We start from the raw sequence: 20,965 nt of genomic DNA, 5'->3' as shown, positions 1-20,965 counted from the left end.
AGAGGTACACATGATTATTTACTTACACGGCTTTGACAGTACAAGCCCGGGTAACCACGAAAAAGTTCTTCAACTGCAATTCATCGACGACGACGTTCGTTTTATCAATTACAGCACCCTTCACCCAAAGCACGACATGCAACACTTGTTAAAAGAGGTGTCTAAAGTTATCGATCAATCTGATGATCCAAACCCGTTAATCTGTGGGGTTGGTTTAGGTGGTTATTGGTCTGAACGAATTGGTTTTCTATGCGGTATCAAACAAGTGATGTTTAACCCGAACTTGCACCCAGAAAAAACGATGGCTGGTCGAATCGATCGCCCAGAAGAGTATGAAGATATCGCAACAAAATGTGTTGATCAGTTTCGAGCGAAAAATCAAGCTCACTGCTTGGTGATTTTATCCAAAGATGATGAAGTGCATGACAATGCGAAAACGGCAGCTGAGTTAGAAAAATACTATCAAATCATTTGGGACGAAACGCAGTCCCACAAGTTCAAAAAGATCTCTCACCATTTACAAGCGATGAAGGCATTTAAAAATACTTAAGAGTGTTTGAGTGTGAACAGTAAAGCGGCATTTTTTATCGGCTGCTTTGCTGCGACCCCCTTTTGTGAGTATGCCGAGTCCCTTTCTCTTTAAAGGCCTCATTTTTTGGTTTAGCGCTTAGATTATTGTGTTCTTCTTACCGTTTTCTTACTTCCATCCTATGTGGCACGAATACCTTGTTGTAGAGTAGTCGAAAAGTAGTCAATCCGTACTCGTCACACGGATTTTGGTTGCCTTCAAAGTACGTCTCTATATAATGAACCAGACTAAAATAATTTGATAAATATCAAAAAAAATTGAGAGCGAGTAATAAACTTGCCCAAAAATCTCTGGCGTCGTATGCGTACCAGACAAATATGCTGATTCCTAACAAGTTATTGATAAATAAAGAATAAAATTAGGCGGCAGTTTTTAATCCAAATAAATTGAGACACCTCTAAGAACCAAGAATTCATCGGTTGGATGTATGGCACAGCATGTCTGTGAACCATGTGTCGAGCTGAACCCCATATATTCATTTTTGTAGAGGAAAATCATTGTGACACGCATTATCGTTGTAGGCGGCGGTGCTGGTGGTCTTGAGTTGGCAACTAAGCTTGGCCGAACTCTAGGTCGCAAGAACCGTGCGCAAATTACGCTAGTAGATCGTAAGGCGAGCCACTTGTGGAAGCCATTATTGCATGAAGTTGCAACTGGCTCTTTGGACGAAGGGGTGGATGCTCTGAGTTATCGAGCTCATGCAAAAAACCACAGCTTCGATTTCCAAATGGGTAGCCTTCAAGACATCGACCGCGAACGTAAAGTGATCATCTTAAGTGAGCTTAAAGATGAGCATGGTGAGCTTCTGATGCCAAGCCGCGAGCTAGAATACGACATTCTGGTCATGGCGATTGGTTCAACATCAAACGACTTCAACACTCCTGGCGTTCGTGAGAACTGTATTTTCCTAGACAGTCCAGAACAAGCGCACCGTTTCCGCACAGAAATGAACAATGAGTTCCTAAAACTGCACGCGAAAAACGGTAACGGTACGGTGGATATCGCGATTGTTGGTGCTGGTGCAACTGGCGTTGAGCTATCTGCAGAACTACACAATGCCGTTAAAGAGCTGCGTACTTACGGCTTTGGCGATCTTGACTCTAGCAAGCTGAACGTCAACCTGATTGAAGCGGGTGAGCGTATTCTACCTGCGCTTCCTCCACGTATTTCGGCTGCTGCTCATCAGGAGCTGGTGAAGTTGGGCGTAAATGTACGCACGGCAACCATGGTGACTAAAGCTGAAAAAGATGGCCTCACCACGAAAGATGGTGAGAAGATCCCGGCACAAATCATGGTTTGGGCTGCGGGTATTAAAGCACCAGATTTTATTAAAGATATCGACGGTTTAGAAACGAACCGTATCAACCAGCTGGTAGTGAAAAATACACTACAAACGACGCGTGATGATGACATTTTCGTTATTGGTGACTTAGCACAGTGTACTCAGGCTGATGGTTCGTTTGTTCCACCACGTGCTCAAGCTGCGCACCAAATGGCAAGTCAAGCATTCAGCAACATCGTTGCGAAAATCAATGGACGAGAGCTGAAAGACTATGTGTATAAAGATCACGGCTCATTGGTGTCTCTAAGCCGTTTCTCTACCGTTGGTAGCTTGATGGGCAACCTAACCAAAGGGTCGATGATGGTAGAAGGCCGTATTGCACGTGTCGTTTATATCTCGTTATATCGAATGCACCTGATGGCGTTGCACGGCGTATTTAAAACCGGACTGATGATGCTCGTGGGCCGTATCAACCGAGTACTGCGTCCAAACCTTAAGCTTCACTAAGACGCCAAATTCACATCTACGCGGATTGCGCGGATGCTGTATCTTCGAAATATAAAAAGCCACTGCAAGTCGGTGGCTTTTTATTTATGTTAGATCTGCCGGTAAAAGTGAGTACACAACGCCATCCTTAGGCTTACCATGAAAAATAAACCGATTTCTGGCGATGGTTTCTTTTTGTGCACCGACTGACTCAATTAAGGTTTGGCTTGCTTCGTTGTCGGGGTCACAGACAATTTCCAGTCGAGTTAAACTCAGTTTTGCAAAGCAGAATTCAGCCAAAGCTCTAACGGCTTCTTGAGCATAGCCCTGTCGTTGATAGCGGTCAGCAACCCAGTAGCCAATACTTGCCATATTAAACGTGTGATATAACTCGTTTACGGCGGCCATTCCTACTAGAGTGTTACTTTGTCGTTCATAGATACCGAAACCGAAAGCTTCTGTTTTTACCCAGTTAAGTCGGGTTGCCAACAGGAAGTCCTGTGCATCTTTCAACGTAACGTTTTGATTACACCAATCTAGCCACTGGTGTAGGGAAGGGGATTCTGCAAGCAAACGTTGTAGTGAGTGAGCTTCTTCAGAAGGGATGAGCTTGAGCGCTAAGCGGGGCGCAATGATTTCAAAATCTGGACTCATGAACTGATACGACTTCCATGTTGAGTTTAAGTAATTTGAAAACTGTCTACTTCATACTGTAACGCAGTTATTTTCCTTGCTCTGCGTTGGTTAGGAATAACTGAGGACATAACAGATAAAAACAAAGCGCAGCAAATGCTGCGCTTTGTTGAATCACTCGTGCTTATCGAACGCGACGAACTTGAATGATCATGCCCATCAATGGGTTGTCTAGGTAATGAGTCTCACTACTACGCATACGGCGTTTTTGATCCATTCGGTAGCTCTTGAGGAACTTTTCTTCTGTTATTGTAGGGGAGATTTCCGCCAAGTTACCCACTTGAACATTACCATCGACCTCACCTAAATCATCCGCCAATTGCTCGGTTGAAGTTGGTTCAAAACGCACTTCTCTAACACTTGGCTCGCGCAGGTCTAGTGTCGTTTCAGCGAATAGATAATGCTGCACGTAAATTTGGAATCGACCGTCTAGCTCATACAAAGGACCGTTGACTGTCTCTTCACTGTAACCGTCAGTGGAAAATGTCTGAGTACTGCCATTGATTGGACTACCATCTGCGTGATAAGAATCAGAGAAATCTCGTCCACCAACAATACGGAAAATTGGGGCGCTAGATTTGCCTCGGTCACCTTGACGCCATGCTACGTGTTTAAGCACTTTAAACCCAGCGTGGTTGTTTAATGCTGCTTCTTGCGCATTCAGGCGGAAAGATGAGCGTGGCAGTAGTGTTACGCCTTTAGAGCGACGGTATGATTCACTCTCTAAGCTGCCGACATTTTCCATATCGATTTTTGGCAGTTGATTCGGCCAAGATTCAGTGGTGCTTTCAGCGTCGACTGCTCGCTTGAAAATGATCACTTCAATATCAAATTGACGCTGTGCCCAAGAAGGCATTGAGACACATAGAAGCAATAACGGGATCAGTATTCTCATTCGACTATTAGCTCGTTGGTAATAAATTCTGTTTAAAATCATTCAGTAAGTCTTGAACAAACTGAATGCGTTTACGTCGGTCCGCCAATGGTACGCTAAACTTGAACTTAGTTGGACCTTCCATTGCAAATTTTTGCGGCTGTGATTGCAGCAGTTTAACCAAATACGCTGGATTTATGTCAGCATCAGGGTAAAACTCGACAAATCCACCTTTATCATGGGCTTCTATCTTTTTCGCTTTTAGGCTACCAGCCGAAATTTTCAATTCTGAGACAGCAAGTAAGTTCTTCGTCGCGTCTGGAAGCAGTCCAAATCGATCGATAAGTTCCACTTTGAGCTCTGAGAGTTCTTCACCACTCGTAACGCTCGCAATACGTTTGTACATCGACAGTCGTGTATTCACATCCGGGATGTAATCGTCTGGCAAGAGCGCTGGGATTCGCATTTCAACTTCAGTTTGTTCACGAAGCAGCTCGTCCAAAGAAGGTTCTTTACCTTCTTTCAATGCTTGGACTGCTTGTTCCAGCATTTCCATGTACAGTGTAAAACCAACCGATTGAATTTGCCCACTTTGCTCGTCACCAAGCAGTTCACCAGCCCCACGGATTTCTAAGTCGTGAGTTGCTAGAGTAAAGCCTGCGCCTAAGTCTTCCAGTGAAGCAATCGCATCAAGACGCTTGATAGCATCTTTGGTCATGGCTTTTGGATGTGGCGTTAATAAGTAAGCATAGGCTTGATGATGAGAGCGTCCAACACGGCCACGCAATTGGTGCAGTTGCGCTAAACCAAGGTTGTCTGCACGATCCATAATAATGGTATTCGCTGTTGGTACGTCGATACCGGTCTCGATGATCGTTGTACACACCAACACATTAAAGCGCTGGTGGTAGAAATCATTCATGATGCGCTCCAGTTCGCGCTCACGCATTTGACCATGTGCCACGGTAATTCGTGCTTCAGGAATAAGCTTTTGCAAGTCTTCCGCGGTTTTCTCGATAGTCTCTACCTGATTGTGCAGGAAGTAAACCTGACCACCACGCATGATTTCACGTAGTACCGCCTCACGGACCACAGATTCTTCTCTTTGACGAACAAAGGTTTTGATCGCTAAACGACGCGCTGGAGGTGTCGCGATGATCGACAGATCGCGCATGCCACTCATTGCCATATTCAGTGTACGTGGAATTGGTGTTGCGGTGAGGGTAAGAATATCCACATCCGCACGCATTGCTTTGACTTTTTCTTTTTGACGAACCCCGAAGCGGTGTTCCTCGTCAACGATCAACAAACCTAAATCTTTGAATTTAATGTCGCTTGAAAGCAGCTTATGCGTACCGACGACAATATCGACTTTACCATCTGCAACGTCTTGCAAAATGACTTTTTGTTCTTTGGCAGACTTAAAGCGAGACAGTACTTCAACTCGGATTGGTAAGTTGGCAAAACGGTCACGGAAGTTTTCGAAATGCTGCTGAGCAAGCAGGGTTGTCGGTACGAGTACGGCGACCTGTTTACTGTTATCCGTTGCGACAAATGCTGCACGCATAGCGACTTCCGTTTTGCCAAAGCCCACGTCACCACACACTAGGCGATCCATCGCTTTTGCTTGGCACATGTCTGACAAGACGGCATTGATGGCCATCGCTTGGTCATCCGTTTCTTCAAATGGGAACGTTGCTTTAAACGTTGCGTATTGCCCACGATCTAGCTCAAATTTGAAGCCCGGTTTTAATTCTCGTTTAGCGTAAACATCCAGCAACTCAGCCGCGACATCACGCACTTTTTCTGCCGCTTTACGACGTGCTTTTGCCCAAGCCTCGCCACCCAATTTATGCAGTGGTGCACTTTCTTCAGCACCGCCTGAATAACGGCTAATAAGGTTTAGTGATGAAACTGGTACGTAGAGCTTGGCATCGTTTTGATACTCAAGGGTGACGTATTCCGTTTTCATGCCACCGGCTTCAAGTGTTTGTAAACCGATGTAGCGGCCAATACCGTGATCAATATGAACCACTGGTTGACCGGGTTTCAATTCCGCAAGGTGGCGAATAACGGTGTCACTGTTGACTGCTTTTTTATCTTTGCGGCGTCGCTGGATAACGCGGTCACCAAGTAGATCACTTTCACAGATCAGAGCGAAGTTCAGCTCTTCGTGAATGAAACCATGCTCTGCAGCGCCTAAGATCAAACTGAAGCGATCACCCGAATCTAGAGCTTGGTACAGTGAGCCATGTACGACTGGGCGAACTTTGATGCCTTGCAACAGTTCTGTTAGTGCTTCACGACGACCTTCTGACTCTACCGAGAAAACAATTTTGCCGCTGAATTGCTCACTGAATTGACGAAGACGCGAAAGCGGTTCTTTATTTTGTTGCTGAACGCCAAGCTCGGCTAACGATTGTACTGGTAGGTTTTGACGACCAGCACGCTTAACCACTTTCTCTAGGCTCAATTGAGCCATAGGGAGCTGTTTTAGTTGGCTGAAGAGTTCGTCTTTTTTCAGCCAAAGTTGTTCAGGAGTCAAAAGAGGACGTAGTGGATCAACTTTTTTCTGGTCGTACCGATATTCGACATCGGTTAAGAAAGTATCGACCGCAGATTCAATATCACCATATGTGATGACTTGAGAGTCTTCTGGCAAATATTCAAATAAAGTCTCGGTATGGTCAAAAAACAGCGGTTGCCAATACTCAATACCCGGGGGCCAAGTGCCTTTGGTCACTTGCATGTAGATCGACTCTGGCTCTCGGCGTGCTTCAAATTGGGTGCGCCAACGTGTACGAAAATCCTCAATCGCTTCTTTAGTGGTTGGGAACTCATGCGCAGGCAGCAATTGGATTTGCTGAATATCGTCGATAGAGCGTTGGTTCTCTGGATCAAACGTGCGAATGGTATCTATTTCATCATCAAAGAAGTCGATGCGGTACGGGTCATTGCTGCCCATAGGAAAGAGATCCAGAATAGACCCACGACTTGCATATTCACCTGGCCCAAATACTTGATCTACATGGCGGTAGCCTGAATTTTCAAGTTGTACACGTAACTTCTCTAGCGAGATTCGATCACCAGTTTTCACCATTAAGGTATGTTGCAATAGAAAATCACGTGGCGACTGTCGCTGCAGCACCGTACTGACCGGCACGATGGTAATACCATTGCGTTGGCTTGGCAGTTGGTATAGGCGCGCGATACGTTCAGAGATAATTTCTTGATGCGGAGAAAAGTTATCGTAAGGCAGCGTTTCCCAATCAGGGAACAGGCCTACTGTTTGTTCGGTGAATTGCTCAATCTCTGCCTGAAGCTTTAAAGCGATTTGCGGGTCAGGCACGATGAGTAGCGAGTGACTCGAATGCTGCTTGGCTAGTTCAGCAATAGCGAGAGGTAGAGCCGCGCCCGGTAAATTACCTAGCTGTTTTTTGTCGCCACGCTCAGAAGGATTGGTGACGGAAAGAATCGTTGCTTTTGTCATAGGAGTTATTTTTTATCTCGCTCCATCGAGCGCTGACGTAAAAGTTTTTGTTGTTGATATAGTGCCGCCTTTATCAGCAAATCTTGGTCAGATTCACGTAGCATCTTATATCTAAGAGTGATAATGAAATCTTGCTCTGAAGCATCACATTCTTCTACTTGAGCGTAACCGTAAATCGCTGCAGCAGGATGGTCGAGAAACAGTTTAACACGAACGAGTTGTTGGGCAGATAGCGCTGTATCTGAACGGTAACTGAGTTGGCTGGCGCCAAACTTCGTGGTTTGGTATCGAATGGAGGCGTCATCTTGTTGTGAAAGCATAAAGCTCAACAAGAGGTTAAGTTTCGCGTTTTGCGTATCAAGCAAGTTAATCACATGCTTTAACTCTTTGTTTTTTAGCTCTAGACGTGCATTGTCTGCCAACATATCTAGATGGCTAAATTCGCTGGCAACAATAAACGGTGCTGGAATTTCGGAGACAAAGGTTTCTTCATCTGGCAAAGCAAAATCCGCACTCAACGTTTCGACGTTGATAGTGAGATTATGATGGACGGTAAAGTATTCTTGCTCTGTCATATAGTCGGTCCTTTTGCCAGCGAGCGCTCCCTGTTTACTCAACAAACAAAGAGAAGTAGGGCACTGATTATCGCTAACTGAATGAAGTTATCAAGTTTACCTGATTTGTCCTTGAACTTTTTGCCCTAAATACAGACTTATTGCATGTCGTTGACAAATTTAGCGATTCTCTTGTCTTCTTAATGAGAAGAGTAAGGTAAGATAATCTGCTAAAGCTTTATATCAAAACAACCAGTTGGTTTGTCTTATATGTATCATCCTATCTCATTATTTATTGGTTTGAGATATCTTCGGGGACGCTCTGGGGATAGGTTCAGCCGATTTGTTTCTTATATGTCGACGGCGGGTATTACGATCGGTGTAATGGCGTTGGTGACGGTTCTTTCTGTGATGAATGGGTTCGAATCGCAGTTAAAAGAGCGCATTTTAGGTGTGCTGCCTCACGCTGTTGTTTCACAACACGGTGGAAAAACGCCGTTGACCGAGTCTGCCCCTTCATTTGTTCAAGCGATGTCAAGTGAATCTGAACCGGAGCCTATCGTTCGTGGAGAGGCTGTAATTCAGAGTTCTGCGCAACTGACGGCAGGTTACCTCATTGGCATTGAACCAAAGAAAGGCGACCCGATTAGCAACCATTTGATTGCTGGGCGATTATCGTCACTTCAAGCGGGCGATTACAACGTCTTTTTAGGTCATAGCTTGGCGCGCTCGCTAAAGGTATCAATGGGGGATAAAGTGCGCTTAATGGTGACCAACGCGACGCAGTTTACCCCACTTGGCCGTATTCCTAGCCAGCGCAATTTTACTGTCGCTGGTATTTTCAATACGGGATCGGACGTTGATGGTCAATTAATGATTGTTAACATGACGGATGCATCTAAGCTGATGCGTTTTCCGAAAGACACGGTTTCTGGTTGGCGTGTCTTTTTCTCTGATCCATTTATGGTGACGGATTTTGCTGATCAACCCATGCCTGACGGGTGGCAATGGAGTGATTGGCGCGAGCAGCGTGGTGAGCTTTTCCAAGCGGTGAAAATGGAAAAGAACATGATGGGACTCATGCTAGGTCTGATAGTGGGCGTTGCTGCATTCAATATTATCTCCGCCTTAATCATGGTGGTGATGGAGAAACAATCAGAAGTCGCAATATTGAAAACTCAAGGCATGACTCAATCTCAAGTGATGACCATTTTCATGGTACAAGGGGCGAGCAGCGGTGTAATTGGCGCGATTGTCGGTGGCGCTGCGGGCGTGATCTTGTCACTTTACCTGAATGCGATTCTTGAATCTGCCGGTGTGGCGCTATTCAGTTTCGGTGGCCATCTACCTATTTTGATTGATTCACTGCAAATTCTTTTAGTGGTGGTGTTGGCGATTGCTCTTAGCCTCGCTGCTACGCTTTATCCTTCTTATCGAGCATCTTCTGTTAAACCTGCTGAGGCACTTCGCTATGAATAAGCTATTAGAATGTCGTGATATTCGTAAAGTCTACCGAGAGGGTTCGTTAGATACGGAAGTGTTGAAAGGCGTAAGTTTCGATATCGACAAAGGGGAGTTGGTTTCTATTGTTGGCTCTTCTGGTTCGGGAAAAAGTACCTTATTGCATATTTTAGGGGCGTTAGATGACGCAACTCATGGTGAAGTTGATTTTCTAGGGCAAAACCTATCGGCTTTAAGTTCGAATAAACAGGCGGCTTTACGCAACAAGCACCTTGGTTTTGTATACCAGTTCCATCACTTGTTAGCTGATTTTACTGCGCTTGAAAACGTGGCGATGCCACTGATGATTGGCGGCGCTAAAGTAGCGGATGCAAAACAGGCGGCTAAAGCGTTGTTAGATAAAGTTGGTTTGAGTCATCGGATGCAACACAGGCCTTCTGAGTTATCGGGCGGTGAGCGTCAACGTGTTGCGATTGCGCGTGCATTGGTGAATAAGCCTGATCTGGTTTTGGCCGATGAACCTACGGGGAACTTAGATCACAATACGGCACTGTCTATCTATGATTTGATGCGCGAGCTCAATAAAGAGTCAAACATTGCATTTTTGGTTGTCACGCATGACAAAGAGCTGGCAGCGAAAATGGATCGTCAAATGCACATGCAAGATGGTTTGCTCGTAGATCGTTTTGTGACTGATACTGCGTCTGCGGAGGGCTAATTTTGTTTTCATCTTTAGCATTGATGATTGGTGGTCGCTTCAGTCGAGCGAAAAAGCGCAACAAGATGGTGTCTTTCATTTCGCTTTCTTCAACGATTGGTATTGCGGTTGGTGTAGCCGTGATCATTATCGGTCTTTCTGCAATGAATGGCTTTGAGCGCGAGCTGCAATCGCGTGTGTTGTCAGTTATTCCACACGGTGAGTTGGAAGGCGTTAATGGTCCGCTTCATAACTACACCAAAACGATGAATCAAGCCCTAAACCATGAAGATGTTGTTGCGGCAGCGCCGTACGTTCGTTTTACGGGGTTAGCAGAAAAAGGCAGTAAGCTAAAAGCGATAGAAGTTCGTGGCGTAGAGCCTACTTTCGAGCAAGCGGTGTCGAGCTTATCGAATTTTATTGACCAAGAAGCTTGGCAAAACTTTTATGCCGGTCAGAAGCAAGTGATCTTAGGCCGAGGTGTTGCAAACGAGCTAAATGTCGCAGTGGGGGATTACATTACGTTGATGATTCCGCAAACAGGCGGCGCAAACAAAGTGCAGGCTCCCAAGCGTGTGCGCGTGAAGGTGTCTGGGTTCTTAACGTTGAATGGCCAAATAGACCATTCTTTAGCGTTAGTGCCATTAGCGGATGCTCAGCAATACGCGAGGTTAGGGGATGGGGTCACTGGCATTTCACTAAAAACGGATGATGTTCTCAATGCGCCTTCTATTGTTCGTGAGGTAGGTAGCATGGTGGATGTTTACGTGTATTTGAAAAGCTGGCAGCAAAAGTTTGGTTTTTTGTATCGCGATATTCAGCTCGTACGCACCATTATGTACTTGGTGATGGTACTCGTGATTGGTGTGGCATGTTTTAACATTGTGTCTACGCTGATGATGGCAGTGAAAGATCGAGCCGCAGAAATTGCAATTTTGCGAACAATGGGAGCAAAAGATAGCCTAATCAAACGTATCTTTGTTTGGCAAGGCGTGTTCTCTGGTGTATTTGGCAGTCTCGTCGGCAGTGTTATTGGTGTCTTAGTGGCGTTAAACCTGACTCCGTTAATTAAAGGGTTAGAGAGCTTAATCGGTCATCAGTTTTTATCGGGTGATATTTACTTCGTCGACTTCTTACCATCACAGTTACACTGGCCAGACGTAGCATTGGTGTCGGTGACGGCGATCGTTTTGAGTTTGCTTGCAACGTGGTATCCCGCTTCTCGCGCCGCGAAGTTAAATCCGGCAGCGGTGCTGAGTTCTAAATAACCAACCGTTTTACAATACGAGAAAAGCAAAAAGGACCGAATTCGGTCCTTTTTTGTATTTATCCAACTTGAGCGACATCGTGTTTCATTCTAACTGTTAGGTGCCCCTCAACTGATAGCGCAAATGCTGATTTTTATGCAGTAACGTCTTATCTTATTTTGCGTTTTTGCCAGCTCCGAACCACTGAGTAGCGCCAAAGTCCTCTAATGCCGAAGTAGCCAATAATCGCGGATATGACACCACAGATAGCACAGCCTAATAAGAATGGAGGGCCAATAGTGCTCATCTGTTGCATGATGAACTCCCACGAAAGTTCAAAGTGGAAAGGTTGCGGAGGAACATGCATCACTAAAGCGCCAAGCTTATACGCAAAATAAAATAACACAGGCATGGTGATGGGGTTGCTTATCCATACCAAAGCGACGGAGAGAGGTAAATTGACGCCAAGCATGATTGCCAAACCTGCAGCCATGATCATTTGGCTTGGTAGCGGAACAAATGCCATAAATAACCCGACAGCAAAAGCCCCAGATGCCGAGCGACGATTTAAACACCACAAGTTCGGGTTGTACAACACATTGCCGAAGACCTTCAATGCTTTTTGGCGTTTGATCAATTCATGATCTGGCATGAAGCGTTTTATCAGCTTTCTAGGCATAGGACAGCATGACTCTCTCAGAAAAAAGTTGGACCTTGGCGTTATTTGTAGCGAGCGTAATTTCGTCAGCTTGGTGGCCGACAATACCAGATTGGCGTTGGCTGCTGCTGGGAATAATAACCACTGGCTCAATAATCAAATTACGTCGTGGCTTAATTAGCATAGGCGCAATTGCGGGCTTTATGGTTGTCATCGTCCACGGCAATGTATTGGAGTCTCAGAGACAAGCCCTTTTTCAAGCAGGGGAGAATATTACCATAATTGGTAAAGTTGACAGCCCTTTTACGCAAATAAGTCACGGATATGAAGGCATTGTGGCTCTAAAAAAGGTAAATTCTCAAACTCTGTTACCTTTTCTTAAACCTAAAATCCGTCTTATTACGCCTTTTCCACTCGATGTTAACAGTGAGTTTACGACATCCGTCTCGTTAAAGCCGATTACAGGCCTACGCAACGAAGCTGGTTTTGACGCTGAAAAGCACGCAATGGGTAAAAGTATTATCGCACGCGGTGTTGTTAACAAGGATGTTACCTGGATTATTCGTTCTACTACATCTTTGCGCCAAGCCATTATCGCTGATGTTTCGGAGGATGTGTCCTCCCTTCATCATTTCTCGTTAATAAATGCGTTAGTTTTTGCCGATCGCTCTTGGTTATCTAAGGAGGATTGGCAAGCACTCAGAGACAGTGGTTTACTGCACTTGGTCTCGATTTCGGGCTTACATATTGGTATGGCGTTTACTTTTGGGGTAGTGGTGGGCGGTGCCATTCGTTATGCGTTACCTCAATACCAGCTATTGCCTAGCTTATGTGGGCTGATGTTTGCCGTTGCCTATGCTTGGTTAGCGGACTTCTCATTACCTACTACCCGCGCGGTGTCTGTATGTGTTATTTACGTCGTTCTCAAATATACCTTAGTGCACTGGGCTTCCTGGCGGGTACTTTTGCTCGCGGTAGCGCTACAACTGCTTGTTCAACCTTTTGCATCGTATAGCATGAGTTTTTGGTTATCGTATTTGTCAGTTTGCGCAGTGCTGTTTGCAATCAATTTGATTCGGCATCAAAACGGGGGCTGGAAGGCGAAGTTAAAAGTGTTATTGCTTACTCAATTGATGTTGAGTGCGTTAATCGTGCCTATTAGTGGCTATTACTTTTCTGGTTTCAGTTTGTCATCAATTGCATACAACTTGGCGTTTATTCCTTGGTTCGGATTTATCGTTGTGCCTTTGATGTTTCTGGCCCTGTTCTCATCTTTATTTCTTGAAATGATAGCAAAGCCTCTGTGGCAGTTGGTGGACTGGTCATTGCAGCCATTGAGCACGTCAATTCAGTACGCGATAGGCTCCTGGCAACCCATTAGTATAGAAATGACAGGGTTGATTCTGGCGGGAATTATTTGCTTGGTGTTTCAACGATTCATGTTTCAGTACGCGTGGTGTTTGTTACTTGGCATTGTAATTAGTATTAAGCTCACATCGGAATATGATCAGCAACATTGGCGCATTGATGTACTAGATGTGGGCCATGGCCTTGCGGTGATTGTAGAAAAAGACGATAAAGTGTTGCTCTATGATACAGGTAAAGCATGGCAAAATGGCAGTATTGCGGAGCAGGTCGTCACTCCGGTCTTGCATCAACGAGGTTATGAAAGCATCGATACGATGATCCTCAGCCACTCCGACAATGACCATGCAGGAGGACGCTTGTTCATTGAAGATTCCTTTTCGCCACAGCGCAAACTCAGTAGCCAAAACTTTATCGGATATGAGTCTTGTACTCGCGGCGATCATTGGAAATGGCAAGGGTTAAATATAGAAGTACTTTGGCCTCCTGCTCTTGTTCAACGTGCATATAATCCGCACTCTTGTGTACTACGCCTTACCGACCCTATTTCTACGTTCAGTATGCTTTTTACTGGTGATATTGAGACCATTAGCGAGTGGATCTTGCTCAGGGAGCCTGAAAAGTTAAAAAGTGATGTGATGTTGGTCCCTCATCATGGTAGTAAAAGTTCGTCGAATCCTCGCTTTATTGAGGCGGTAAAACCGAGTGTGGCCGTTGCTTCTTTGGCAAAAAATAATCAATGGGGAATGCCGGCAGAACATGTTGTTGCAGCATATCGCAAGCTTGACATTACTTGGCTTGATACTGGGGAATATGGTCAGGTAAGCTTCTCTATTCACCGTGATAATTGGCGCTCAGAAACCAAACGTAGCGATACATTTGAGCCTTGGTATAGGCAGATGCTGCGTAAGGGAGTAGAATGAGAGTCTTAATGTAAGAAAATAAAGCACTTCTATGTCGATAAATACTGATGAAACGACTTGGCAGACGTTTAAGCGTCTATGGCAATTTATTCGCCTTTACAAGTCAGGTCTTGTCGTTGCAGTCATTGCATTAGTTATTAATGCTATATCAGATACCTATATGATTTCCCTATTAAAACCATTACTAGATGAAGGTTTTGGGAACGCTGAATCTGATTTTCTACGCACGCTTCCATTGATTATTTTTGCCATGATGTTTGTCCGTGGCATAAGTGGATTTGTCTCCACATACTGTTTGAGCTGGGTATCCGGCAATGTGGTTATGCAAGTCCGCCGTATGGTATTCAATCACTTTATGCATATGCCTGTGTCTTACTTCGATAAGGAAAAGACGGGCAATTTATTGTCACGTATTACCTACGATTCAGAGCAAGTATCTGCGGCAACTAGCCAAGCGTTAGTGAGCATCGTTCGCGAAGGTGCAAGTATCATTGGCCTGTTAGTCCTGATGTTTTACAACAGCTGGCAGTTGTCGTTAGTGCTGTTTGCTGTTGCTCCTGTTGTCGCGTGGGGTATTGGTGTCGTTTCTAAACGTTTTAGAAAAATATCCAAAAATATGCAGACAATGATGGGCAACGTGACTGCGTCAGCAGAGCAGATGCTGAAAGGCCATAAAGTCGTGTTGAGCTACGGCGGCCAGGATATCGAACGTAAACGATTTGAAAAAGTCAGCAACCAAATGCGTCAACAAAGCATGAAGTTGGTGACAGCTCAAGCAGCGGCTAACCCTATCATCCAAATGATTGCGTCACTTGCTATTGTTGCCGTTCTTTACTTAGCAAGTATTGACTCGATTAAAGAGCAACTGACTCCAGGTACATTTACCGTTGTCTTCTCTGCGATGTTTGGTTTGATGCGTCCGCTTAAAGCGCTTACTAACGTTACCTCTCAGTTCCAACGTGGTATGGCCGCGAGCCAAACGCTCTTTGCGTTGATTGACCTTGAGCCTGAGAAAAACGAAGGTAAGTTGACAGTTGAACGCGCAAATGGCGATGTTTCAGTTAAAAACGTAAGCTTTACTTATACTGGCGCAGAAAAGCCAGCATTGGAAAATGTCAGCTTCGATATTCCAAGAGGGAAGACCGTTGCGCTGGTTGGTCGTTCCGGTTCCGGTAAAAGTACCATCGCGAACTTGTTCAATCGTTTCTATGATGTTGATAGTGGCTCCATCACATTAGACGGACATGATATTCGTGAATACGAGCTAAAGAACTTGCGTCAGCAGTTTGCGCTAGTATCACAAAATGTTCATTTATTTAATGACACGATTGCAAACAATATTGCTTACGCAACGGATGGAAAATACGAGCGCAGTGATATCGAGAAAGCGGCAAAACTCGCGCATGCTATGGAATTCATCAGCAAAATGGATGATGGGCTTGATACCATGATTGGTGAAAATGGCGCGAGTCTATCTGGCGGTCAACGTCAACGTGTCGCTATTGCACGTGCTCTATTGCGTGATGCACCGGTATTGATTCTTGATGAGGCGACCTCTGCTTTGGATACGGAATCCGAACGCGCTATCCAAGCTGCATTAGATGAACTGCAGAAAGACAAAACGGTACTCGTGATTGCGCACCGCTTATCCACAATCGAGAAAGCCGATGAAATTCTTGTGGTTGATGATGGCGCCATCATTGAGCGTGGCAACCACGCCGATCTTATTGCAAAAAATGGTGCGTATGCACAACTGCACCGTATTCAGTTTGGTGAATAGACGCGGTGGTTGAAAAAATCTGGTTTGAAAACCATCCAATAAAATACCTCTTGTGGCCGCTTTTGTGGCCACTGAGTGTATTATTTGGAGCAATAAGTAAGTCTAAGCGAAAGCAATATCAAGCAGGCCGTAAGCAAGTCTACAACGCGCCTATCCCTGTTATTGTTGTCGGCAATATCACGGCTGGTGGTAATGGCAAAACACCAGTTGTGGTTTGGCTTGTTGAGCAACTGCAACAGCTTGGGCTTAAGCCAGGGGTTGTTTCTCGTGGCTATGGAGCAAAAGCGCCTGCCTATCCGTTAGTTCTAAAAGAAGATACGCCTGCGAAACATTGTGGTGATGAGCCTAAGTTGATTCATCGCCGCACAGGAGCGCCTGTTGCGGTAGACCCGGTGCGTTCAAATGCTGTGAAAGCACTGTTAGAGTCAGGTGTAGATATCATTATTACGGACGATGGGTTACAGCATTATGCGTTAGGCCGTGATATTGAGTTAGTGATTGTGGATGGGAATCGCCGATTTGGGAATGAAAGCCTCATTCCGCTTGGCCCACTTCGTGAAGGGGTCGAGCGTCTTGCTGAAGTCGACTTTATCATCACCAATGGCGGTCAAGCACATACGGGCGAAATCGCAATGACTTTAGCGCCATCTAAAGCCATTAACCTCAAGACTAAGCAACTTGTGGAAGTTTCTGAGTTAAAAGAGCTAGTGGCATTTGCAGGGATTGGGCATCCACCACGATTTTTTCATACATTAAACTCGATGAACGCAGATGTTAAAGTCACAAAAGGTTTTGCTGACCATCAAGACTTTGACCAACAAGAATTAGAAGCATTGGCTCAACAAGGAGCCAATGTGATTATGACCGAGAAAGATGCCGTCAAGTGCAGCCATTATGCGCAAGATAATTGGTGGTATCTGCCTGTATCTGCCCAGTTTGAACCAAACGATGCAGAGCAAATTTTAAAGAGAATAAAAGAGGTTAAAGCGGCTTATGGATCACCGTCTGCTTGAGATTGTAGCTTGCCCTGTTTGCAAAGGTAAGCTGACGTACGATAAAGAGAATCAAGAGTTGATCTGCAAATTGGATCGCCTCGCTTACCCGATCAAAGAGGGTATTCCCGTTCTGCTGGAGCCTGAGGCTCGTACTATGAGTATGGATGAGGGACGCTAATGTCTTTTACGGTTGTCATTCCTTCGCGTTACGCATCGAGCCGTTTGCCTGGTAAACCGTTGGCGGATATTGGCGGTAAGCCAATGGTTCAGTGGGTTTACGAGCAAGCGCTACAAGCGGGTGCGGAAGATGTTATCGTGGCAACTGATGACGAGCGTGTTGCTGATGCTGTCTCGTCGTTTGGTGGTAAAGTCTGTATGACCTCTCCCAATCACGAGTCAGGTACTGAACGCCTTGCTGAAGTTGTTGAAAAGATGGCTATTCCTGCAGACCACATTATTGTTAATGTGCAAGGGGACGAGCCTTTGATTCCACCGTCTATCATTCGTCAGGTTGCTGATAACTTATCGGGATGTGATGCTCCGATGGCGACATTAGCCGTAGAAATAGACTCGGAAGAAGAAGTGTTCAATCCGAATGCAGTTAAAGTTGTGGCTAATGAGCAAGGCTATGCGATGTACTTTAGCCGAGCAACTATCCCTTGGGATCGCGATAACTTTGCCAAACAAGACAAAATCATTGCCAACCCATTAATGCGTCATATTGGTATTTATGCTTATCGAGCTGGTTTTATTAATACGTATGTAAACTGGGCTCCGAGCGCATTGGAGCAGATCGAGTGCCTTGAGCAACTACGAGTGCTTTGGTACGGTGAAAAAATTCATGTAGCGGTAGCGAAAGAAGCGCCAGCAGCCGGCGTTGATACGCCAGAAGATCTAGAGGCGGTGCGCGCTATTGTGGCGAAGCAAGCATAACTAAAGGTCACATTGAATTAAGAACGAGAAAGGCTCCTGAATTAGGAGCCTTTTTGTTGCTTATATCCAAGTATTAGTTAGATGTTTGTGTCATATTGGTTCCGTTTAGGGCAGGTCGCTAAGACTTCTCGGTGACCTGTGTCTTTTACTTCTTGCAGAATGACATCAAATCCCCACAATCGGTACACGTGTTTCAGAACTTCTTCATAACTGTCATCAAGCGGGATTCGGTTATGAGGTACGTATTGCAACGTGAGTGAGCGATCACCACGAACATCGACATTAAATACCTGAATGTTTGGCTCAAGATTAGATAAGTTGTACTGAGCGGCTAAGGTTTCTCTAATGCGTTTATAACCCATCTCATCGTGTATCGCGGCGACTTCAATAAAGTTTTTGTGGTCATCATCGTTGATCGCAAACAGCTTGAAATCACGCATTAATTTCGGAGAAAGGTATTGGCTAATGAAGCTTTCATCTTTGAAATTATGCATCGCGAAATGTACCGCATCTAACCAATCTGTTCCTGCCAAATCCGGAAACCACTCCTTGTCCTCATCAGTTGGTTCTTCACAGATACGTTTAATATCTCGGAACATTGCAAAGCCCAAGGCGTATGGATTAATACCATTAAAGTAAGGGCTATTATAAGGCGGTTGAGCTACCACACTGGTATGGCTATGTAAGAACTCTAGAATGAACTTTTCGGATACCAAACCCTCATCGTAAAGATGATTGAGAATGGTGTAATGCCAGAATGTTGCCCAGCCTTCGTTCATGACCTGCGTTTGTTTTTGCGGATAAAAATACTGACTGATTTTGCGTACAATCCGCACGACTTCACGTTGCCACGGCTCTAGTAGCGGGGCATGCTTTTCGAAAAAGTAGAGCAAGTTTTCCTGAGGCTCGCTTGGGAATCGCTCTTTAAGATCTTCCTCTTTGGTTTTGGCTCTTGGTACTGTGCGCCACAATTCATTCACTTGAGACTGTAAGTATGCCTCGCGTTCTTCTTGTCGCGCTTTCTCTTCGGTAATGGAGATTTTCTCTGGTCGCTTGTAACGATCCACACCAAAGTTCATTAAGGCGTGGCAGGAGTCGAGCAGTTTTTCCACTTCCTGTACTCCATATCGCTCCTCACATTCAGCTAAATACTTTTTGGCAAACAGCAAATAATCGATGATGGAGCTAGCGTCCGTCCAGGTTTGGAACAGATAATTACCTTTGAAGAAAGAGTTGTGCCCGTAACAAGCGTGAGCAATCACTAGCGCTTGCATTGTCACGGTATTTTCTTCCATCAAATAAGCGATACACGGATTGGAGTTAATGACAATCTCGTAGGCTAACCCCATTTGACCATGCTTATAGTTCTGCTCCGTTTGGATGAACTTCTTACCAAACGACCAGTGGTTGTAATTGATGGGCATACCAATACTTGAGTAGGCATCCATCATTTGCTCGGAAGTAATCACTTCTATCTGGTTAGGGTAAGTGTCTAGGCGATAGTGTTGTGCGACACGCTTAATCTCTTTGTGGTAGCGTTCCAACAGCTCAAATGTCCAATCCGGTCCATCTGGCAGCATTTTACTATTACGCTTCTTAGGCGCCTCTCCTGAGAGGTTTTTCGTTGCGGTACTCATCGCTAGCCTCCTTACGCCGTTTCTTTTTGGAATAGTTCACGGAAGACTGGGAAAATATCCTCCACAGAGCGAATGTTTTTCATTGCGAAGTTCGGAAATTCATCGGTAAGCTTTTCGTACTCATGCCATAGAGTTTGGTGCGAGCGTCGCGTAATTTCTATGTAGGAGTAGTACTGACAGTTTGGCAGTAGTTTGTTCACTAATAGATCGCGGCATCTTGGCGAGTCATCTGCCCAGTTATCGCCATCGGATGCTTGCGCAGCATAAATGTTCCATTGTCCAATTGGATAGCGCTCTTTTACGATTTCGTCCATCAGTTTCAATGCGCTGGATACAATAGTGCCCCCGGTCTCTTGCGAGTAGAAGAACTCGTGTTCGTCCACTTCTTTCGCTTGGGTGTGGTGGCGAATGAAGACAACGTCTACATTCTCGTAAGTACGAGTTAAGAACAGGTATAACAGAACGTAAAAACGTTTTGCGATGTCTTTTGTTGCTTGATCCATCGAGCCCGATACGTCCATCAAACAAAACATCACAGCTTGACTAGAAGGTACAGGGCGTTTTTCATAGTTTTTAAAGCGTAAGTCGAAGGTGTCAATAAATGGAACCCCCTCAATTTTCTTACGCAGCTCTTCAATTTCAGCCTTCAAGCGGTTCTCTTCAAACTGCTGAGCGGGTTCAATGTTTTTGATGCGAGCAAGTTCATCTTCTAGCTCTTTGAGAAGACGTTTCTTACCCGCGGTCATTGCCGTACGTCGTGCAAGAGATTGTTGCAGCGAACGTACTACCGCAATGTTTGAAGGGATACCAGCAGTTTGAAAGCCTGCGCGGTGCGTTTTCCATTCAGTAATTTTGGCAATTTGGTTTTTTTCTAGATTAGGCAGCTCGAGATCTTCGAACAAAATATCGAGGTACTCATCTTTTGATATTTGGAATACAAATTCGTCTTGGCCTTCTCCATCTGGACTGGCATTGCCTTCTCCCGAGCCACTACCTTGACCGCCACCTTTGGGACGCTCAATTTTATCACCAGTAATGAATTGGTCATTGCCGGGATGAACTCGTTCGCGAACACCACCTTTGCCTTGATGAAAGATCGGCTCATTGATGTCTTTGTGAGGGATAGAGACGTCTTCGCCCGTTTCCGTATTCGTAATCGAGCGTCGATTCACTGCGTCTGCTACCGACTCTTTTATTTGCTCTTTGTGGCGCTTCAAGAAGCGCTGTCGATTAACAGCGCTCTTGTTCTTGCCATTGAGCCTTCGGTCTATAAATTGCGCCATGAAATAGCCCTCTTCATG

17 protein-coding genes are annotated in these 20,965 nt (G+C 45.2%); 10 read left to right on the top strand and 7 right to left on the bottom strand.

What is annotated here, in order from left to right:
• Window positions 1–10 precede the first annotated feature (10 nt).
• Both ycfP and L3V27_RS11585 read left to right on the top strand, forming a co-directional pair.
• Window positions 11–550 (top strand): alpha/beta hydrolase YcfP, encoded by a 540-nt coding sequence (ycfP, locus tag L3V27_RS11590; RefSeq protein ID WP_012842003.1) that lies wholly within the window; start codon window positions 11–13, stop codon window positions 548–550.
• Between the two features lie 538 nt (window positions 551–1,088).
• Window positions 1,089–2,378 (top strand): NAD(P)/FAD-dependent oxidoreductase, encoded by a 1,290-nt coding sequence (locus L3V27_RS11585; protein ID WP_237311890.1) that lies wholly within the window; start codon window positions 1,089–1,091, stop codon window positions 2,376–2,378.
• A gap of 84 nt (window positions 2,379–2,462) precedes the next feature.
• Here L3V27_RS11585 and L3V27_RS11580 read toward each other — a convergent pair whose 3' ends face one another.
• The 4 genes from L3V27_RS11580 to L3V27_RS11565 all read right to left on the bottom strand — a co-directional run bounded on the left by L3V27_RS11580 (window position 2,463) and on the right by L3V27_RS11565 (window position 7,989).
• Window positions 2,463–3,011: a GNAT family protein gene (locus L3V27_RS11580; RefSeq protein WP_047008529.1), complete on the bottom strand. Its 549-nt coding sequence runs from the start codon at window positions 3,009–3,011 to the stop codon at window positions 2,463–2,465.
• 163 nt (window positions 3,012–3,174) lie between these two features.
• On the bottom strand, window positions 3,175–3,945 hold the full coding sequence (locus L3V27_RS11575; RefSeq protein ID WP_074191059.1) for a peptidoglycan binding protein CsiV: 771 nt from the start codon (window positions 3,943–3,945) through the stop codon (window positions 3,175–3,177).
• A gap of 7 nt (window positions 3,946–3,952) precedes the next feature.
• Window positions 3,953–7,414 (bottom strand): transcription-repair coupling factor, encoded by a 3,462-nt coding sequence (gene mfd / locus L3V27_RS11570; RefSeq protein ID WP_237311889.1) that lies wholly within the window; start codon window positions 7,412–7,414, stop codon window positions 3,953–3,955.
• A gap of 5 nt (window positions 7,415–7,419) precedes the next feature.
• Complete coding sequence (locus L3V27_RS11565; RefSeq protein ID WP_145474290.1) at window positions 7,420–7,989, bottom strand: PilZ domain-containing protein; 570 nt, start codon at window positions 7,987–7,989, stop codon at window positions 7,420–7,422.
• Window positions 7,990–8,238: 249 nt separating this feature from the next.
• Here L3V27_RS11565 and lolC point away from each other — a divergent pair, with 249 nt between their 5' ends.
• The 3 genes from lolC to lolE are packed head-to-tail and all read left to right on the top strand — an operon-like array spanning window position 8,239 to window position 11,394.
• Complete coding sequence (gene lolC / locus L3V27_RS11560) at window positions 8,239–9,447, top strand: lipoprotein-releasing ABC transporter permease subunit LolC (RefSeq protein ID WP_237311887.1); 1,209 nt, start codon at window positions 8,239–8,241, stop codon at window positions 9,445–9,447.
• Window positions 9,440–10,147, top strand: a complete 708-nt coding sequence (gene lolD, locus L3V27_RS11555; protein ID WP_005378457.1) for a lipoprotein-releasing ABC transporter ATP-binding protein LolD — start codon at window positions 9,440–9,442, stop codon at window positions 10,145–10,147. Before lolC ends, lolD begins: the two co-directional genes overlap by 8 nt.
• A 2-nt stretch (window positions 10,148–10,149) precedes the next feature.
• On the top strand, window positions 10,150–11,394 hold the full coding sequence (lolE, locus tag L3V27_RS11550; protein WP_237311885.1) for a lipoprotein-releasing ABC transporter permease subunit LolE: 1,245 nt from the start codon (window positions 10,150–10,152) through the stop codon (window positions 11,392–11,394).
• Between the two features lie 148 nt (window positions 11,395–11,542).
• On the opposite strand, the gene L3V27_RS11545 is transcribed toward lolE, so the two are convergent.
• A complete protein-coding gene (locus tag L3V27_RS11545; protein WP_006742150.1) occupies window positions 11,543–12,052 on the bottom strand; it encodes a DUF2062 domain-containing protein in 510 nt (169 codons plus the stop codon).
• An 8-nt stretch (window positions 12,053–12,060) separates the two neighbouring features.
• On the opposite strand from L3V27_RS11545, the gene L3V27_RS11540 reads away from it, so the two are divergent.
• From L3V27_RS11540 to kdsB, 5 genes are read left to right on the top strand one after another with little or no spacing between them, the layout of a single operon-like run.
• On the top strand, window positions 12,061–14,319 hold the full coding sequence (locus tag L3V27_RS11540) for a DNA internalization-related competence protein ComEC/Rec2 (RefSeq protein WP_134646961.1): 2,259 nt from the start codon (window positions 12,061–12,063) through the stop codon (window positions 14,317–14,319).
• 31 nt (window positions 14,320–14,350) lie between these two features.
• Window positions 14,351–16,099: a lipid A ABC transporter ATP-binding protein/permease MsbA gene (gene msbA, locus L3V27_RS11535; RefSeq protein WP_005390646.1), complete on the top strand. Its 1,749-nt coding sequence runs from the start codon at window positions 14,351–14,353 to the stop codon at window positions 16,097–16,099.
• A gap of 5 nt (window positions 16,100–16,104) precedes the next feature.
• The gene (gene lpxK, locus L3V27_RS11530; protein WP_237311884.1) at window positions 16,105–17,112 is read left to right on the top strand and encodes a tetraacyldisaccharide 4'-kinase; all 1,008 of its coding nucleotides are present in this window, start codon (window positions 16,105–16,107) and stop codon (window positions 17,110–17,112) included.
• Complete coding sequence (locus L3V27_RS11525; protein ID WP_005390649.1) at window positions 17,093–17,272, top strand: Trm112 family protein; 180 nt, start codon at window positions 17,093–17,095, stop codon at window positions 17,270–17,272. The genes lpxK and L3V27_RS11525 overlap by 20 nt, the downstream gene beginning before the upstream one ends.
• Window positions 17,272–18,027, top strand: coding sequence for a 3-deoxy-manno-octulosonate cytidylyltransferase (gene kdsB, locus L3V27_RS11520; protein ID WP_005390653.1), 756 nt, complete (start codon window positions 17,272–17,274; stop codon window positions 18,025–18,027). The genes L3V27_RS11525 and kdsB overlap by 1 nt, the downstream gene beginning before the upstream one ends.
• A gap of 77 nt (window positions 18,028–18,104) precedes the next feature.
• Here the strand turns inward: kdsB and L3V27_RS11515 are convergent, their stop codons facing one another.
• Window positions 18,105–19,664, bottom strand: a complete 1,560-nt coding sequence (locus tag L3V27_RS11515) for a SpoVR family protein (RefSeq protein WP_006742146.1) — start codon at window positions 19,662–19,664, stop codon at window positions 18,105–18,107.
• A gap of 11 nt (window positions 19,665–19,675) precedes the next feature.
• Entirely contained in the window at window positions 19,676–20,947 is a 1,272-nt protein-coding gene (locus L3V27_RS11510; RefSeq protein ID WP_005390656.1) for a YeaH/YhbH family protein, read from the bottom strand.
• Window positions 20,948–20,965 lie beyond the last annotated feature (18 nt).

The sequence above is a fragment of the Vibrio sp. J2-3(2022) genome (assembly GCF_021725735.1).
Classification (GTDB): Bacteria; Pseudomonadota; Gammaproteobacteria; order Enterobacterales; family Vibrionaceae; genus Vibrio; species Vibrio diabolicus.
Note: the sequence above shows the minus strand (reverse complement) of the source record. Positions and strands in the feature narration are given on the sequence as shown.

What these genes read in the sequence shown, in the direction of transcription:
- ycfP (WP_012842003.1), top strand. Translation starts at nt 11, where the DNA reads ATGATTATTTACTTACACGGCTTTGACAGTACAAGCCCGGGTAACCAC.
- L3V27_RS11580 (WP_047008529.1), bottom strand. Translation starts at nt 3,011, where the DNA reads ATGAGTCCAGATTTTGAAATCATTGCGCCCCGCTTAGCGCTCAAGCTC.
- L3V27_RS11575 (WP_074191059.1), bottom strand. Translation starts at nt 3,945, where the DNA reads ATGAGAATACTGATCCCGTTATTGCTTCTATGTGTCTCAATGCCTTCT.
- mfd (WP_237311889.1), bottom strand. Translation starts at nt 7,414, where the DNA reads ATGACAAAAGCAACGATTCTTTCCGTCACCAATCCTTCTGAGCGTGGC.
- L3V27_RS11565 (WP_145474290.1), bottom strand. Translation starts at nt 7,989, where the DNA reads ATGACAGAGCAAGAATACTTTACCGTCCATCATAATCTCACTATCAAC.
- lolC (WP_237311887.1), top strand. Translation starts at nt 8,239, where the DNA reads ATGTATCATCCTATCTCATTATTTATTGGTTTGAGATATCTTCGGGGA.
- lolD (WP_005378457.1), top strand. Translation starts at nt 9,440, where the DNA reads ATGAATAAGCTATTAGAATGTCGTGATATTCGTAAAGTCTACCGAGAG.
- L3V27_RS11545 (WP_006742150.1), bottom strand. Translation starts at nt 12,052, where the DNA reads ATGCCTAGAAAGCTGATAAAACGCTTCATGCCAGATCATGAATTGATC.
- L3V27_RS11540 (WP_134646961.1), top strand. Translation starts at nt 12,061, where the DNA reads ATGACTCTCTCAGAAAAAAGTTGGACCTTGGCGTTATTTGTAGCGAGC.
- msbA (WP_005390646.1), top strand. Translation starts at nt 14,351, where the DNA reads ATGTCGATAAATACTGATGAAACGACTTGGCAGACGTTTAAGCGTCTA.
- L3V27_RS11525 (WP_005390649.1), top strand. Translation starts at nt 17,093, where the DNA reads ATGGATCACCGTCTGCTTGAGATTGTAGCTTGCCCTGTTTGCAAAGGT.
- kdsB (WP_005390653.1), top strand. Translation starts at nt 17,272, where the DNA reads ATGTCTTTTACGGTTGTCATTCCTTCGCGTTACGCATCGAGCCGTTTG.
- L3V27_RS11515 (WP_006742146.1), bottom strand. Translation starts at nt 19,664, where the DNA reads ATGAGTACCGCAACGAAAAACCTCTCAGGAGAGGCGCCTAAGAAGCGT.
- L3V27_RS11510 (WP_005390656.1), bottom strand. Translation starts at nt 20,947, where the DNA reads ATGGCGCAATTTATAGACCGAAGGCTCAATGGCAAGAACAAGAGCGCT.